This is a genomic window from Glutamicibacter protophormiae (genome assembly GCF_014647495.1).
GTDB lineage: Bacteria > Actinomycetota > Actinomycetes > Actinomycetales > Micrococcaceae > Glutamicibacter > Glutamicibacter protophormiae.
In genome coordinates this window covers 1-16,075 of record NZ_BMPH01000009.1, presented here as the reverse complement: position 1 = coordinate 16,075, position 16,075 = coordinate 1, and the positions used below count along the sequence as shown (strand labels likewise).

Annotated in this window: 14 protein-coding genes; 6 read left to right on the top strand and 8 right to left on the bottom strand. The window is 67.8% G+C overall.

The features are described 5' to 3' along the window. Positions 1 to 46: 46 nt before the first annotated feature. From IEY43_RS11230 to IEY43_RS11205, 6 genes are all read left to right on the top strand, one after another. Positions 47 to 976, top strand: a complete 930-nt coding sequence (locus IEY43_RS11230) for an AEC family transporter (protein WP_188948693.1) — start codon at positions 47 to 49, stop codon at positions 974 to 976. Positions 977 to 1,106: 130 nt separating this feature from the next. After that, positions 1,107 to 1,907: an amino acid ABC transporter substrate-binding protein gene (locus tag IEY43_RS11225; protein ID WP_188948692.1), complete on the top strand. Its 801-nt coding sequence runs from the start codon at positions 1,107 to 1,109 to the stop codon at positions 1,905 to 1,907. Positions 1,908 to 1,982: 75 nt separating this feature from the next. Further along, a complete protein-coding gene (locus tag IEY43_RS11220) occupies positions 1,983 to 2,648 on the top strand; it encodes an amino acid ABC transporter permease (protein ID WP_188948691.1) in 666 nt (221 codons plus the stop codon). Beyond that, positions 2,635 to 3,408 (top strand): amino acid ABC transporter ATP-binding protein, encoded by a 774-nt coding sequence (locus IEY43_RS11215; protein ID WP_281065210.1) that lies wholly within the window; start codon positions 2,635 to 2,637, stop codon positions 3,406 to 3,408. Before IEY43_RS11220 ends, IEY43_RS11215 begins: the two co-directional genes overlap by 14 nt. A 46-nt stretch (positions 3,409 to 3,454) precedes the next feature. Beyond that, positions 3,455 to 5,200, top strand: coding sequence for a helicase HerA-like domain-containing protein (locus IEY43_RS11210; protein ID WP_374189862.1), 1,746 nt, complete (start codon positions 3,455 to 3,457; stop codon positions 5,198 to 5,200). A gap of 61 nt (positions 5,201 to 5,261) precedes the next feature. Next, entirely contained in the window at positions 5,262 to 6,284 is a 1,023-nt protein-coding gene (locus tag IEY43_RS11205; protein WP_188948689.1) for a zinc ribbon domain-containing protein, read from the top strand. Between the two features lie 3 nt (positions 6,285 to 6,287). On the opposite strand, the gene IEY43_RS11200 is transcribed toward IEY43_RS11205, so the two are convergent. The 8 genes from IEY43_RS11200 to IEY43_RS11165 all read right to left on the bottom strand — a co-directional run bounded on the left by IEY43_RS11200 (position 6,288) and on the right by IEY43_RS11165 (position 15,868). Further along, positions 6,288 to 7,541 (bottom strand): MFS transporter, encoded by a 1,254-nt coding sequence (locus tag IEY43_RS11200; RefSeq protein ID WP_229777367.1) that lies wholly within the window; start codon positions 7,539 to 7,541, stop codon positions 6,288 to 6,290. 255 nt (positions 7,542 to 7,796) lie between these two features. Then, complete coding sequence (locus IEY43_RS11195) at positions 7,797 to 9,704, bottom strand: NHL domain-containing thioredoxin family protein (protein ID WP_188948688.1); 1,908 nt, start codon at positions 9,702 to 9,704, stop codon at positions 7,797 to 7,799. 182 nt (positions 9,705 to 9,886) lie between these two features. Further along, positions 9,887 to 10,627 (bottom strand): hypothetical protein, encoded by a 741-nt coding sequence (locus tag IEY43_RS11190; RefSeq protein ID WP_188948687.1) that lies wholly within the window; start codon positions 10,625 to 10,627, stop codon positions 9,887 to 9,889. Beyond that, positions 10,620 to 12,704: a bifunctional copper resistance protein CopD/cytochrome c oxidase assembly protein gene (locus IEY43_RS11185; RefSeq protein WP_229777366.1), complete on the bottom strand. Its 2,085-nt coding sequence runs from the start codon at positions 12,702 to 12,704 to the stop codon at positions 10,620 to 10,622. The genes IEY43_RS11190 and IEY43_RS11185 overlap by 8 nt, the downstream gene beginning before the upstream one ends. Positions 12,705 to 12,802: 98 nt before the next feature. Beyond that, positions 12,803 to 13,969: a Dyp-type peroxidase gene (locus IEY43_RS11180; protein WP_188948686.1), complete on the bottom strand. Its 1,167-nt coding sequence runs from the start codon at positions 13,967 to 13,969 to the stop codon at positions 12,803 to 12,805. Next, entirely contained in the window at positions 13,962 to 14,531 is a 570-nt protein-coding gene (locus tag IEY43_RS11175; RefSeq protein ID WP_188948685.1) for a copper chaperone PCu(A)C, read from the bottom strand. The genes IEY43_RS11180 and IEY43_RS11175 overlap by 8 nt, the downstream gene beginning before the upstream one ends. 94 nt (positions 14,532 to 14,625) lie before the next feature. Continuing rightward, positions 14,626 to 15,210, bottom strand: coding sequence for a copper resistance CopC family protein (locus IEY43_RS11170; RefSeq protein ID WP_188948684.1), 585 nt, complete (start codon positions 15,208 to 15,210; stop codon positions 14,626 to 14,628). Between the two features lie 49 nt (positions 15,211 to 15,259). Further along, positions 15,260 to 15,868 carry a hypothetical protein gene (locus IEY43_RS11165; protein WP_188948683.1) on the bottom strand — a complete coding sequence of 203 codons (609 nt, stop codon included), beginning with the start codon at positions 15,866 to 15,868 and terminating at the stop codon, positions 15,260 to 15,262. Positions 15,869 to 16,075: the final 207 nt, after the last annotated feature.

The following is a 16,075-nucleotide window of genomic DNA, read 5'->3' as shown; positions in this document are numbered from 1 at the left end:
CCATGGGTGCCCCGGCAATTTTCTGTTCCACCGCGCGAGGAGTTTCATGACCGGGGTTCTTGAAGGCTTCTCCATCATCTGGGTGGTCATCGCCGTGGGCTACCTGGTGGGGCGCACCGGGGTGCTCGGCCCGCAGGCCCGCTACGTGCTCAACCGCGTGACCTTCTTCGTCGCCAGCCCCGCCCTGCTGTTCACGACCTTGGCCGAATCCGATCCCGTTGCCGTGCTCGGCCCGCTGCTGTGGGTGGCCGGACTGTCCGCGGTGCTCACCGCGCTCGCCTATCACCTGGCCACCACCCGCTGGCTGCAGCGCCCGGCCTCGGAGCGGATCGTCGCTGCGATGGCCGCCTCCACCGTGAACTCCGCCAATCTGGGGCTTCCCATCGCCCTGTACGTGCTCGGCGACATGTCCTATGCCGCGCCCATCATCCTGTTCCAGCTGGCACTGTACCAGCCGGTGAACCTGGCGATGCTGGACGCCACCACCTCCAAGCACCGCACCACCTTGTTCGCTCTGGTCCTGGCCACCGCGAAGAACCCGATGATCATCGGCTCGCTGCTGGGCCTGGTGGTCGCGTTGACCGGGTTCGAGGTCCCGCAGATCGTGCTCGAGCCGGTCAACCTGATCGCCGGCGCCTCGATCCCGGCCATGCTGCTGGCCTTCGGCATCTCCCTGGTCGGTTCGAAGCCGCTGGAGAAGGCCTCCGGCCGCAGGGCCGACGTGCTCGTGGGGTCGGCGGCCAAGCTGGTGCTGCAGCCGCTGCTGGCCTGGGTGCTGGCATACTACCTGTTCGACCTTCGCGGCGAGCTGCTGGTCGCCTGCGTCATCATGGCAGGACTGCCCACCGCGCAGAACATCTTCGTCACCGCTTCGCGCTATGAACACGGGGTCGTGATCGCCAAGGACACCGTGCTGATGACCACCATCTGCGCCATTCCGCTGATGATGGTCCTCGCCTTGCTGCTGGGCATCTGATCGTTCGTATTTCCCCATATGACTCGGGCCCGGAAGCCCCACCGGCCGTAGGTCTATGATCAGGGAATACCCCGCGGCTCCCGGCCGTTGACCACGGGTATCCGTTCCCTAGCATCATTGTGAGGTCATCGTGAAACGCATCGCTCCCCTGCTGGCCACCGCCGCAGCCCTTGCCCTGTCCCTGAGCGCCTGCGGTTCTTCCGGCGACAACACGACGAGCACCGAGGGCAAGGACGCCCTCCAGCAGATCAAGGAATCCGGGGTGCTCACCGTGGGCACCGAAGGCACCTACCGCCCGTTCTCCTACAACGAGGGCTCGGAACTGACCGGCTACGACGTGGAGGTCATCAAGGCGGTTGGCGAGAAGATGGGTGTCGAGGTCAAGTTCCAGCAGACCCAGTGGGATGCGATCTTCGCCGGGCTGGATGCCGGACGCTTCGACGTGATCGCCAACCAGGTCGCCGTCAACCCCGAACGCGAAGCCAAGTACCTGTTCTCCGAGCCCTACACGGTGTCCACCGGCGTGATCGTCACCAAGAGCGATAACACGGACATCACTTCCTTCGAATCGCTCAAGGGCAAGAAGACCGCGCAGTCGCTGACCAGCAACTACTACGAAACCGCCAAGGCCGCCGGCGCCACCGTGGAACCGGTGGAGGGCTGGGCCCAGGCCGTCACCCTGCTCAAGCAGGGCCGGGTGGACGCCACCGTCAACGACAAGCTGACCTTCCTGGACGCCCAGAAGACCCACCCTGATGACAGCATCAAGATCGCCGCCGAAGCCACGGAGAAAACCGACTCGGCGGTCGCGATGCGCAAGGACGAGACAGCCTTGCAGGGCGCCATCAACGATGCGCTGGACCAGCTGCGCGCCGACGGCGAGCTGGCGAAGATCTCCGAGAAGTACTTCGGCGAGGACGTCAGCAAGTAGCGATCGGCTTCCCAGTAGACTGGCTCCACACGTAGCACGCGTGGAGCCGGTTTCATTTTGCGCAAAAGGTGACCCATGGACTCGAATTGGCAGTTGTTCCTCGACTCGCTCTGGCCGCTGGCCCAGGCTGCGATCACCGCCAGCATTCCGCTGGCCGTCATCAGCTTCGCGATCGGATTGGCCGTTGCGCTGCTCATGGCGCTGATGCGGATCAGCGGCAGCAGGGTGCTGTCCTCGATCGCCCGCGTCTACATCTCGATCATCCGCGGCACGCCCCTGCTGGTGCAGCTGTTCGTGATCTTCTACGGCATGCCCTCGCTCGGGCTGACCATCGACCCGTGGCCCAGCGCCATCATCGTGTTCAGCCTGAACACCGGCGGCTACTGCGCCGAGATCCTGCGGGCCGCGATCCTCTCGGTCCCCGCCGGGCAGTGGGAGGCCGGCTACACGGTCGGCATGTCGCGCACCCGCACGCTGTACCGCATCATCCTGCCGCAGGCCGCCCGCGTCGCGGTGCCGCCGCTGTCCAACTCGTTCATCTCCCTGGTGAAGGACACCTCGCTGGCCTCGATCATCCTGGTCGGCGAGATGTTCCGCAAGGCGCAGGAGATCACCGCGGTGACCTTCGAGTTCATGCTGCTGTACTGCACCGCGGCCGGCATCTACTGGGTCATCTGCCTGCTGCTCTCCGCCCTGCAGAATTCACTGGAAGGAAGGCTTGAAAAGTATGTCGCCAAGTAACCCGGCCGCCAGCCTGCTCGCCGTCGCCGGCCTGCACAAGTCCTTCGGGGCGAACCAGGTGCTCAAGGGCATCGACTTCACGGTGCACGCCGGCGAGGTGGTGGCGTTGATCGGGCCTTCGGGTTCCGGCAAAACCACGGCGCTGCGCTGCCTGAACGGCCTGGAGATCCCGGACGCCGGCACCGTCGCCTTCGCCGGCGGGCCTGAGGTCTCCTTCAGCGCAGGTTTCAAGCCGAAGAAGGCGCAGATCCTGCGCCAGCGTTCTGCCATGGTCTTCCAGGGCCATCATCTCTTCCCGCACCTGAGCGTGCTGCAGAACGTGACCGTGGGACCGCTGGAGGTGCAGAAACGGCCGCGCGCCGAGGTCATGGAGCAGGCCACGGCGCTGCTGGCCCGCGTCGGGCTGGCGGACAAGGCCCAGGCCTACCCGAACTCGCTCTCCGGCGGGCAGCAGCAGCGCGTCGGCATCGTGCGCGCGCTGATGCTCAAGCCGGATTTGCTGCTCTTCGACGAGCCGACCAGCGCGCTGGACCCGGAGCTGGTCGGCGAGGTGCTGGTGGTGATCAAGGAGCTGGCCCAGGAGGGGTGGTCGATGGTGCTGGTGACCCACGAGCTGGCCTTCGCCCGGGACGTCGCGGACACCGTGGTGTTCATGGACGGCGGGGTGGTGGTGGAAACCGGGCCCGCCTCCCAGGTGCTCGCCGCGCCGCAGAACCCGCGCACCCAGGCCTTCGTCCAGCGCCTGCTGCACCCGTTCTAGGGCAGCGCCGGATCCCCTGCCGGTCGAGGAATTCCTGCACTAGGCTATGGCTATGGCTATGGAATCCGCGCTGCTGACCGACCTGATCAACGGGTACGCCTTCACCACCGACTGCCTGGACCTGGGCGCCGCGATTGTCGACGGGGCCGTGCGCCCCGAAGCGCAGGTCCGCGTCCCGCTGTCGATGCTCAACCGCCATGGCCTGATCGCCGGCGCCACCGGCACCGGCAAGACGGTCACCCTGCAGGTGATGGCGGAGCAGCTGGCGGTTGCCGGGGTGCCGGTGTTCCTGGCCGACATCAAGGGCGACCTCAGCGGCCTGGCCCAGCCGGCCGAACCCAGCGCGAAGCTCGACGAGCGCCTGTCCGGCATCGGCCACGCCTTCACCGCCCGCTCCAACACCGTCGAATTCCTGGCCCTGGGACAGGGCAGCGACGGCATCCCGGTGCGCGCCACCGTGGACTGTTTCGGCCCCATCCTGCTGGCCCGCGTGCTGGAGCTGAACGAGACCCAGGAGCAGGTCCTGCAGCTGGTGTTCCACTACGCGAATACCCGCAAGCTGCCGCTGGACGACCTCAAGGACTTGAAGTCCGTGCTGGACCACCTGCTCAGCGCCGGGGGCAAGGAAGACCTGCGCACCCTGGGAGGGGTCTCACCTGCCAGCGTCTCGGTGATCCTGCGCGGGCTGAGCATCCTGCAGGCGCAGGGCCTGGACCCGTTTTTCGGGCAGCCCGAATTCGACACCGCGGACCTGCTGCGCAGCGAGGGCACCGGCGTCATCAGCGTGCTGGAGCTGCCCGCGCTGAACCGCCAGCCGCTGTTGTTCTCCACCTTCCTCATGTGGCTGCTCGCGGACCTGTTCGACGAGCTGCCCGAAGCCGGGGACCTCGACAAACCCAAGCTGGTGTTCTTCCTGGACGAGGCGCACCTGCTGTTCAAGGGAGCCTCCGCGGCGTTCACCGAGGCGATCATCTCCACTGTGCGCCTGATCCGTTCCAAAGGGGTGGGCTTGTTCTTCATCTCGCAGTCCCCCGCCGACCTGCCCGACGAGGTACTGGCCCAGCTGGGCACCCGGGTGCAGCACGCGGTGCGCGTGTTCACCCCCAAGGACGCCGAGGCGCTCAAAAAGGTCATGGGCACGTTCCCGGCCGGCGCGCTGGATCTGAAGACCGCGCTCACCCAGGCCGGCGTGGGTGAAGCGGTCATCACGGTGCTGGGAGAGAAGGGCGTGCCGACTCCGGCCGCCTGGACCCGCCTGACCTCCCCGGGTTCGCGCATCGGACCGGCCGACGCACCGGTGGTGTCCGGCATCATCGCCGCCTCGGCCTTGGCGGCCAGGTACTCCACCGCGCTGGACCGCGATTCAGCCCATGAACTGCTCACCGGGCAACCTTCCGCCGGCCACCCCGTGGACGCGCCGCCTGCCGCCCCGCCCCGCACCCCGGAACCGGCGGCCCCCGGCTCTCCGGGCAGCTCTCCGGGCAACTCTCCGGGCAGTGCGGAGATCGATGAGGAGGCCCGGCGCATCGCCGAATCCATCCTGGGCAAACCCACCACGGAGCCGGCCAGCGACTTCCCGATACCGGACTACCGGCAGGCCCCGGAACCCGATCCGGCCCCGCGCCCCCGGCAGGGCAGGGAATCGACGCCCCGGGGCGAGGCCTCCCCGCAGCGCCAGGCGGAGCGCGCGCAGACCGGCGAGCTGCTGGATTTCGCGCTGGATGCGGCGAACATGCTCGGGCGCGAGGTGCTGCGCGGAATGTTCGGCACCCGCAGGCGCAAACGGCGGTGAAACACCGCAATAAGTAGCCCGGTTTCAGGGTCGGCGGTGAAAACCGATAGCCTACTACGTGATGAACTCTCGTACCTCAGCGCCCGTCACCGCATCGCGCATCGCCGTGCGGTGGGCCATCGCCGCCGTTGTCGTCATCGCCCTGCTGGTCGGCGGCGCGCTGGCCGCCAACCGCCTGCTCTTCTCCCCGCAGCAGCAGGTCGCCTCGCTGCAGCAGTACCTGGCCGCGGGCGACGGCGCCCGCGCGCTGGGGCTCATGCAGGCCGCGGTGCCCAAGGGCGATGCGGTCGCCTTGGACGGCGAGGTGCTCAAGCGCACCCAGGACGGCATCACGGACTTCACCGTCGACGCCGCCGTGCCCAGCGACAAGGATCCGGACCTGCGCCTGGTGACCGCGCACTACAAGGCCGCGGGGGTGGACAAGGAATCCACCTACACGCTGCGCCACACCGGAAAGAACTGGTTGTTCTTCGACACCTGGGCCTTCGAGCCTTCCACGCTGCCGACGGTGAAGATCAAGGCGAACACCGTCAACGAGGTCAACGTCAACGAGCAGGCCATCCCGCTGAAGGCCGGAACCAGCACGCTGCCGGTGTTCTACCCGGCGGTGCTCGACGCCAGCTTCAGCACCAAGAACTTCCAGGCAGACACCCGCGGCGTGGTCGTCACCGGGGTCGGCAAGCAGCCGGTGCAGATCGCGCTGAAGACCCAGCCCACCAAGGAGTTCATCGCCTCCATCAGCACCAAGGTGAAGAAGTACCTCGATGGCTGCGCCACGCAGCAGGTGCTGATGCCCTCGGGCTGCCCGTTCGCCTACAACACCACCGCCCGGGTGGATTCCTCCTCGATCAAGTGGTCCATCGACAAGTACCCGACCATCGACGTCAGCTACTACAACGGCGCCTGGATCCTGGCCCCGCTGGAGGTCAAGGCCAGCGTGAACCTGGTGGAGCAGGACCTGCGCACCGGCGCCAAGGAAGCGAAGAAGGTCACCGAGAAGTTCTCCTTCACCGCCCACCTGACCACCAGCACCACCGAGGTGTCCGTGGTGCCCGTGGCCGGAGGCGAGCAGGCAGCCCGCTAGCGGCTAGCGCAGGTTCAGCATCTCGCGGATCTGCGCGCGCAGCGGCACCGCGTCGTGGCGGAATTTCTGCCAGGCGACCAGCGCCGCGATGCTCGCGGCCAGCGACAGCCCGGCGCCGATGGACACCGCCACCCGCACCCCCAGCTCCTCGGCCAGCCAGCCGATCAGCGGCGAGCCGATCGGCGTGCCGCCCATGACCACCATCAGGTACAGCGCCAGCACGCGCGCCCGGTACTGGGCCGGCACCGAGGTCTGCACCATGGTGTTGCAGCTGTTCAGGAAGGTCAGCGACGCCAGCCCCACCGGCACCAGCATGATGCCGAAGAGCACGTAGTTCGGCATCCACGCGCTGGCCAGCGCGAAGATGCCGAAGGCGATGCCGCCGCCGATCAGGTAGCGCCAGCGCGGGCTGGAGCGCCGCGCTGCCAGCAACGCGCCGCCGAAGGTGCCCACCGCCATGATGCTGCCCAGGATGCCGAACTCGCCGGCGCCCACCCCGAAGGCCTCGGTGGCCATCATCGCGTTGGTCATCTGGAAGTTCAGCCCGAAGGTGCCGATCACGAAGGCGAGGCCGAAAATCAGCAGCAGGTCGCGCCGGCCCTTCACGTAGCGGAAGCCCTCGCGCACCTGCCCGCGCTCGCGCTTGACCGGCTTGGCCGGGTGCAGCTGGTCCTTGCGCATGAACACCAGCGAGGAGATCACCGCCAGGAACGAAGCGCCGTTGACCAGGAAGGCCGGGCCGGTGCCGACGGCGGCGATCAGCGCGCCGGCCGCGCCGGGGCCGGCCAGCCGGGCCAGGTTGAAGTTCGCGCTATTCAGCGCGACCGCGTTGGCCAGGTGGGTGCCGGGGACCACTTCGGAGACGAAGGCCTGGCGGGCCGGGGCGTCGAACGCGGCGCCGATGCCCAGCAGCGTCGCCAGGATGTACACATGCCACAGCTGCGCGGTGCCGGTGACCACCAGCAGGCCCAGCACGATCGCGCAGACGCCCATGAACGCCTGCGTGGCAATCAGCAGCCGGCGCTTGTTGAAGCGGTCGGCCACCAGCCCCGCGTAGGGCCCCAGCAGCAGGATCGGCAGGAACTGCAGGCCGGTGGTGATGCCGGTGGCGGTGCCGTCGTTGTCGGTGAGGATGGTCAGCACCAGCCAGTCCTGCGCGACGCGCTGCATCCAGGTTCCGATGTTGGAAACCAGCGCGCCCACCACCCAGTTGCGGTAGTTGGGTATTTCCAGAGCCCGGAACATTTGCGATGCCATCAGTATCTGCCGGATCCCTCCGGCGCCTCCCGCATCCAGTCTAGCCATGCGCGCGCGGAATTTACTGAGGCTTCCTCATATTTCCCCTGCGAGCGATCCGCCCGGGCCCGCGCGCCCGCGGGGAAACCGCCGGGACCGGTGGCGTCGCCTCGGGTGGCCGAGCCCACCGGCACGACGGCGGGTTAACGGCCGAGGCCGGCCCCGCGCGTGATGCGCGGGGCCGGCCTCGGGGCGGGTGCCATGCAGTGCGGCTGGTCAGTTCACGCCGCGCAGGTCCAGCAGCAGCGTGTTCTCGCCTTCGGCATCCAGCAGCACCGGGATGCCCCAGTCCTGCTGGTACAGGTGGCAGGCCGCGTGGTCGGGGATTTCCCCGCCGGGCTCGCCGTCACAGGCGGCCGCGCGCGCGGTGATGTGCAGCACGCCCTCGGCGATCTGGGGGTTCAGGCTCAGCGTGCGGGTCAGGCCGGTGGAGGTGCCCGCGCCGTGCAGGATCAGCTCCTCGGGGCTGGCGGAGATCTTCAGCTGGGTCGGATCCCCCCAGCGGTCATCGAGCTTCTGCCCCTTCGGCGCGGCGAAGCGCACCCGGATCTCGTGGTCCCCGGCCTGCACCCGCGTCTTGGGACGCTGGGTCTGGCTGGCGCCCTCGTCCACCACCAGCGCCTCGGCGGGGATCGGGATGCGCACCAGCTGGTGGGTGTTGGTCTCCACGACCAGCAGCACCGGATCCCCGTCCACGCCGGTGTCCACCAGCACGTCGGCCGGTTCCTTCAGGCCCTTGGCCAGGGTGGAGACGGTGTTGTTCGACGGGTCGAAGCGGCGCACCGCGCCGTTGTAGGAGTCGGCGATCGCGATCGAGTGATCCGGCAGCACCGCCACGCCCAGCGGGTGCTGCAGGCGCGCCTGCTCCGCCGCGCCGTCGCGGAAGCCGAAGTCGAACAGGCCCGCGCCGATCGCGGTGTGCACGGCCACGGCCTGCCCGTCGGCGATCTCGATGCGGCGCAGCGCGCTGGTCTCCGAGTCGGCCACCCACACGTCCTCGCCGGCCAGCGCCAGGCCCGAAGGCTGCGCGAACCAGACCTCGGCCGGCGCGCCGTCGGCCAGCCCTTCCAGGCCGCTGCCGGCGAACACCGACACGGCACCGGTGCGCGGGTCGAAGGCGAAGATCTGGTGGGTGCCGGCCATCGCGATGATGATGCGCCCCGAGGGGTGGTAGAGCACGTCCCACGGGGAGGACAGCGAAATGTTCAGCGCGTCGGTGCCCAGCTGCGTAGGCTGTTCGGCGCTGCGCGCGGTGTCCGCGTCCAGCAGCCGCTGCACTCCGTTGCCGGCCAGCGTGCCCACGGCGCCGGTGGCCAGGTTGACCGAGCGCAGGCGGTGGTTCACGGTGTCGGCGACGACCACGTCGTAGCCCACCTGCGCGGCCAGCTGCGCCGGCAGCACGGCAAGCCCCTGCAGCTCGTTGAACTGCGCGGTGTCCGCGCCGCCGTCCGCGTAGCCCTTCACCCCGGCGCCGATGGTGCGCACCAGCTGCAGGTCGGCGGAAAGCTCCACCAGGCGGTGGTGGCCGGAGTCGCCCACCAGGAAGTTGCCGTTCTCCAGCGCCACGGCCTTGCCGGGGAAGCGCAGGTCGCCTTCGCGGGCTTCCGGGGCCACGTAGGGGCCGTCGCCGCGATGCAGGGTGCCCTTGGCCTCGTGCTCCTGAATCAATTCCTCGATCAGCGAGCCCAGCCCCTGGGCATGGCCCTCGCCTGACAGGTGCGCGACGATGTAGCCCTCGGGATCCAGCACCACCAAGGTCGGCCAGGCGCGCGCGCCGTAGGCCTGCCAGGTCACCAGCTCCGGGTCGTCCAGCACCGGGTGGTGGATCTCGTAGCGTTCGACGGCGGCGGCCAGCGCCTCAGGGTCGGCCTCGTGCTCGAACTTCGGGGAATGCACGCCCACGGTGACCAGCACGTCGGAGTACTGCGCCTCCAGCGGGCGCAGCTCGTCGAGCACGTGCAGGCAGTTGATGCAGCAGAAGGTCCAGAAGTCCAGGATCACGATCTTGCCGCGCAGTGCTTCGAGATCCAGCTGCTTGCCGCCGGTATTCAACCAGTTGCGGCCCTGCAGTTCGCTGGCGCGGACCTTGTAGTTGGCTCGGACCGAATCGGAAGTGGCGCTCATGGGCATCCTTTCGCAGTTGCCTGGGTGTGGCAGATTGTCTTCAATTATCCGCCACCCCGTGAAAAGGGGCTAACGGTGTTAAGCAACGTTGAGTTCCGCCCCGGCAGGCGCCGGATTCGCCGCCTGTGCAGTGCAACCGGCCCGCGCCGCGCGGTATTCCCGCGCACCTGTTGCAGGGGGCGCTACTGTACCTGGGTCATCGCGGTGTCCAGGATGCTGGTGGCCACCTGGTTGAAGGTCTTGTCGTCCAGCGGCGTGGAGGAGACGAAGGAGACCATGCCGGCGTAGTCCCCGGCGGCGGTGATCAGCACCAGCGAGTCCTGCGGGTACTTGCCGTTGCGCGTGTAGTACAGCGCCGAATCCGCCGACTCCACCTTCGGGTCGGAGAACTTCAGGGTCTCGGAGTAGTCCAGCCCGTTGATCTTCACGCTCTGGCAGTCCGCCAGAATGGTCGATACGTTCGCGAAGTGCCCCTGCAGCGCCTGGCGGTCCTTATCGTTCTCCAGCTTGGCGACCTCGATGGAACCGGTGATGTTCTGCGACTCGTTGGTGAAGTCGGTGCGCGCGGCCTCGGTGCCCAGCTGCACCGGGGACCAGTTCAAATCGTCGACCGGGGCCGCGCAGTTCCCCGGCAGCACCACGATGTCCTTGAGCGTGTCGGTGGGCTTTTCGGCCAGTGCCGCCAGGTCCTCGCCCTGGATCTTCGCGGAGTTCGGGAAGCCCAGCTTGGCGGCGATCACCGCGCCGGCCGTTGCGGCGACCTCGGCGGTGCTCAGGTTCTGCACCTCCGGGGTCGGGGTGGGAGAGCCCTCGGAGGCGATCTTGTGCGTCTCGTCCTGCGGCATGTCGGCCGGTTCGGCAGCGCAGGCGCTGAGGGTGAGCAGCAGGCCCGCTGCCAGGACTGCGGTGAACTTCTTAGCCACGGGTATCCTTCTCGTCGATCTTCTTGTAGCGCTCGAACATCTGGTTGTACGCTTCCAGCTCGGCGTCGCCGTCGCGGTCGGCCTTGCGGTCGTAGCGCTTGGTGTCCTTGTTGTCCTGGCTCAGCCAGGAGACCGCCACCATGATGGCCAGCACCAGGGTCGGCACCTCGCCGATCGCCCACATGTAGCCGGCGCCCAGTTCCTGGTCGGCGATGGCGCTGCCGCCCCAGGTGCGGCCCATGTTGCCGAAGTAGTCCGGGGCCAGCAGCTGGGTGGTGCTCATCAGCGCGACGCCCACGAACGCATGGAAGGCGACGGTGGCCAGCAGCGCCACCAGGCGGATCGGATACGGGTAGCGCTTCGGGACCGGGTCCGCGTCGATCAGCGACAGCGCGAACAGGTAGCCGGTGAGCAGGAAGTGCAGGTTCATCAGCTCGTGGCCCGCGTGGTAGACCATGGCCGGTTCCAGCACCGGGGAGAAATAGAAGACCACGATCGACCCGGCGAAGTTCACCGCGGCGAAGATCGGGTGGGTGATCACCTTCGAGTAGCGCGAGTGGATGATGTAGTTGATCCATTCGCGCGGGCCGCGGGTGCCGTCGGTGCGCGGGGCAAGCGCCTGCAGCAGCAGCGTCACCGGCATGCCCAGCACCAGGAAGATCGGCACGATCATGGTCAGCGACATGTGGTCGATCATGTGGGTGGAGAACTGCACCTTGCCGTAGACCGCGACGGCGCCGCTGGTCACGTAGAACAGCGCGACCAGCCCGACGATCCAGCTGGCCAGGCGCAGGAAGCTCGGCTTGTCGCCGCGGCGGCGCAGCGTGATGAACGCCCACAGGTAGAACGCCAGGCCGAACAGGCACACGGCGACCCAGATCCAGTCCATGCGCCAGACGGTGAACCAGCTGGACATGCTCGGTGCCTCGGGCAGGTCGTACCCGGTCAGCGCGCGGGCCGGGGACATCACCGGGGGAGCTTCGTCGCTGGTCGGCGGCGCGGTGCGGCCCAGCACGGTGGCCAGGGACATCACCGCGGCCATGATGACGACCTCGCCGACCACCACGCTCCAGGCGGCTTTCAGGGTGCTGTAGTCGCCGGCCAGCAGCTTCGGGATCACCCGGCGGCGATGCATCAGGCCCAACGCGCCGAGCATCAGCGTCAGCAGCACCTTGCCCATCAGCAGGAAACCGTAGGTGGAGAACAGCTGGCCGACCTCGGTCACGCGGATCACTGCGGAGGCCACCCCGGAGCCGATCATCAGGAAGACCGCGCCGGTGGCCACGGCGGAGAAGCGCTTGAGTACCACGCCGGCCAGCAGCTGGCCGCGCTGCCGGCCCGGGGCCTCGCCGCCCAGCGTCGGGGCGAGCAGGCCGAGCATCATGATGCCGCCGAACCACAGCACCACGGCCAGCAGGTGCAGGCCGATCGAGTTGACGGCTGCAAAGTGGTCGTCGCCGCCGGCGGCATGGCCGATGAACGCCAGCGGGATGATGCCGAACATCGAGAAGGCCGCGCTGAGCCCCACCCCGGTCTTCGAGCGCACTGCCAGCGCCAGCGAGGTGGTGATCGCCGCAATCACGACCATCCACGCCCAGGCGCGGCCGGTGGTGATGCCCATGATGTAGTCCAGCATCGCCACGGAGTACTCCGGGCGCAGGTTGATCGGCGTGCCGGCCAGGTCCCAGAAGGTCAGCATCAGCACCCCGGCGGCGGCCAGCGTCCACACCACGCCGGCACCGGCGGCGATGTTCATGCTGCGGATGAATGCCGGGTGGTCGTGCGTCTGGTCCTCGGCTTCGCCGGCGCCCGCGCGTTTGGCCTTCCTGGCGCGCGGCACGATGGCCGCCGCGAAGATCAGCGCGGCCACGGCCAGCGCCATGGAGGTGTGGTGGATGGCCCGGGTTGCGGGCAGCGCCCAGCGCACGAACGGCCCGGGGTCTCCCAGCAGGCTCGGCACGGCGATACCGGCGAAAAGCACCGCCACCACGAAGGTGAGGGCCATCGCCAGGATCCCCGGCAGGATGAAGCGGGTGACTGGGGGCGCGCTCTCGCGCTGTGCAGTTTCTATGGCCATAACCTTTCAATCATCTCACTTGGCCGCGCCGGAGCAGAAGCAGCCAGGCGGTTTTCTGCCGGCCGGCGGTGCATCTCACACCGGCGGCCGGCAGCAACCTAGCCCAGCAGCTGCTGTCCCAGGTACATCCCCGGCTCGATCCCCGGCAGGATCGCATACAGCGCCGATCCGGTCGGGGTCAGCCAGGTGTTCAGCAGGTCAGCCTCCGCCAGCCGCTGCTGCAGCGGGATGAAGCTGGCGGCCGGATCGCGCTGGTAGCTGGCGAACAGCAGGCCGCTGACCTCGCCGTCGATGAAGTTGTAGCCCCGACGGTGGATCACCTCCTGTGCGCTGCGCGGCATCGCGAGCGCGACGTGGGAGTTCGCCCCGATCACCGGCAGCCCCACCTCGTTCACCGCGTCCAGGTCCACCGGGTCCGCGGGCCCGCTGCCGGTCAGCGGCGAGCCGTCGGACTGCCGCCGGCCGAGCGAGAAGTCCCGCCCCGCCGTCGCAACCTCGTCCCAGCCTTCCAGGTCCATCTCAAACCGGCGCAGCGCCAGCGTGGTGCCGTTGGCGATCCAGCTGGGCTCATCCGGGGTGCCGAACACTGCCAGCTCGCGGGCCTCCGCCTTGGGGTTGTTCACCCCGTCGAGCTGCCCGAACAGGTTGCGGAAGGTGTCCGAAGAACCGCGCTGGTGCATGAACCCGCGCTGGGTGAACAGCTTCTGCGCCAGCCCGCGCAAGTTCTTGGACACCGCGCGCACCGCGTGGGCCAGCACCGTGGGGTCCTGTCCGCAGAACTGGATCAGCAGATCGCTCTGACCGTACCGCTGCTGCAGCTTGTCCCCCGCGAAGCCCGGCAGCGTGCCGACCTTTGCCCCGCCCATGACCTCCAGCAGGTTTTGGCCCACCCCGACGGTCACCGTCAGGTCGCTGGGGCCGGCGGCCATTTCGGCTTCCGTGTCCGCCAGCACCCCGCGTCCGGCGGTCAGCCGCTGCGCGTCGTCGGTGATCATTTTCAGCAGCGAGCGCAGCTGGTCCTTCTTGCCGCCCTCGCGCCAGTTGAGGTTCCAGCCGACGAAAACCGCGTGGGCCTGCGGCGCATCCAGGATTCCGGACTGGTACTTCCCGTGGAACGGGAGGTACTGCGGACCTTGCGGTGCCGGAGCCGCGGCCGGGGCCTGCCCGGCCACGGCCTGCGACGTGCCGAAGCCGGCGAGCACGCCGCCCAGCGCCGCGGCGGCCGAGGTTCCCAGCAACATCCGGCGCGTTGGCGCATTAGCCATCGTGGTTCATCGATTCATGGTCCATGTTCTTGTGGTCCATACCCTCGTGGTTTTCGTAGCTCTCCTTTGCCCCGGTGAAGTTGCGGACTTCGAACGGCACCTCGGTGCTCGACCCGTCGCTGAAGACCAGGGTCAGCTGGCCGGTTTCCGAGGCGACCAGCGGCGCCTTCAGATCCATGTACATCAGGTGGGTTCCGCCCGGTTCGAGGATCGCGTCCTTGCCGGCTTCGATCTTCAGCCCGCCGTCCAGCTGCGACATCTTCGCATCGGCGCCGTTTCCGGTGGTTTCGTGGATCTGGATGACGTTGCCGGCCTTGTCCTCGACCTTGGTCAGCTCCACGTCAGCGGTGCCGGAATTGTGCAGCACGCCGAAGGCGGCGGTCATGCCGTCCTGCGCAGCCTTGGCCCAGGTTTCGCTGGCCTGCAGCGCCGAGGCCTGGGTGGCGGGGCTTTCGGACGCGGCCGCGCCGTTGGCATTCGCGCCGTCCTGGGCGCAGCCAGTCAGCAGCAGTCCCAGTCCGAGCAGGGCGGCGGTGGTCTTCAGGGTGTTCTTGGTGTTCATGAGTTTCTCAAGCTTTCGGTGTGCAACCGGCGGCACGGTTTCTAGGCGTGCGCAATCACGGCACGTCGTACGCGCCGGTTAAGGATGGGGAAGATTATTTGGTGTTGCGCATGAACTTGACCAGCACGGCGATCACGCCGCCCAGGACCACGACGCCGGCGATGATCCAGACAACCGGATTCATCCCTGCGCCCAGGTCCTGCACCGGCTGGACCGGCTGCACCGTGGGCTCATCCGCGCTGTTCGAAGCGGCCGCGGTCTGCGACACGGGTGCGCTTGCAGCCGCGGAGGCGGGGACGTCGACGGTGAAGCTGATGGAGTCCTCGACCGGGTGTCCATCGGAGGAGATCACCCGCACGGCCAGGGTGTACTCGCCGGAGGCAAGTTCGGCATCCGGCACAACGGTGACGGTGGTGCCCTTGGTGCTGGCGGTGGTCGGGATCTTCTTGCCAGCCTGGCTCAGGGCCACAACCGTCGAGTCCGTGCCGGAGAGCTGCTGCAGTTCGGCGGAGAAGGTCATCGTGATGTCCTTCGGCGAGCTCTTCACGCTCGCACCGTTCTCCGGGCTGGAGCCGGTGAGGTAGTCGTGGGCGTTGGCCGCCCCGACGGTTCCAAATGCCGCCAGCATCGCGACCGCCGCGCCGGCGATCATTCGGGAGAGGTTCTTGCGCAGTTTCACAGTAGTCCTTCCAGTTCCCCGGTGTCCGGGGAGTTCGTATTGATGGGGTTCACGCGCTCAATACGAAGGAAGGGGGTCCACGCCGTTCGGGCAGCCTGCCAAGCTGCGCAAGCTTGAGTTGAAAACGCAGCGGGTAGTAGCCGGGAATAGGTCGCAGTTCCGGGACTGGAATGCGGATCAGGAACAGCAGCAGCCGGGCGGATCCCAAGGTGAGCACCCCGCGTAGCGGAACGAGCAGCCGCTCGGCGCCGTTCAGCACGAGGACGCTGGTTGCCGCCGCAAGGATGTGGGCGTAGAGCATCGATTCGCTCTGCACCTGGGCGTACTGCACGACAATTTGGCCCGAGAGGTCCACGGGGCCGTGGTGGGTCGCGTGTTCCATCGCGGTCAGGGGTCCTGTTTCGCCATGGCTCATCACCGACAGCGACAAGTGGAACAGCCCCTGGCTGAGCACAACCACCAAGCTGGTGGCCCACAGCGAGAATTTGCGTCCCAGCATCGCCATGGCGACCACGGCCGAGACGCAGGTGATCAGCAGCATGACCATCAGCGACATCTTGGTCGGTGCCTGGTGCGCGTGTGCGGCGAAAGCGGTCCAGGTGCACACGGAAGCCGCGAGCCAACCGCGGACTACGCGGATCGCTGGGTTCTTGTGCACGTGGGTCTGCCGTTCGTCGATAATTAGGTGATCTCAGCTGATTCTACGCGAAGTAGAAGTATGCCTCAAAGTGCGTAACGGCAAAAGGCCCGGTTCCGCGATATTGCGCGGAACCGGGCCTCCAGACAAGCATGGGGTGCTTACTTCTTGGCGACAGCGGCCTTCAGCTTCGATCCAGCGGTCAGCTTCACCGAGTGGCCGGCAGGA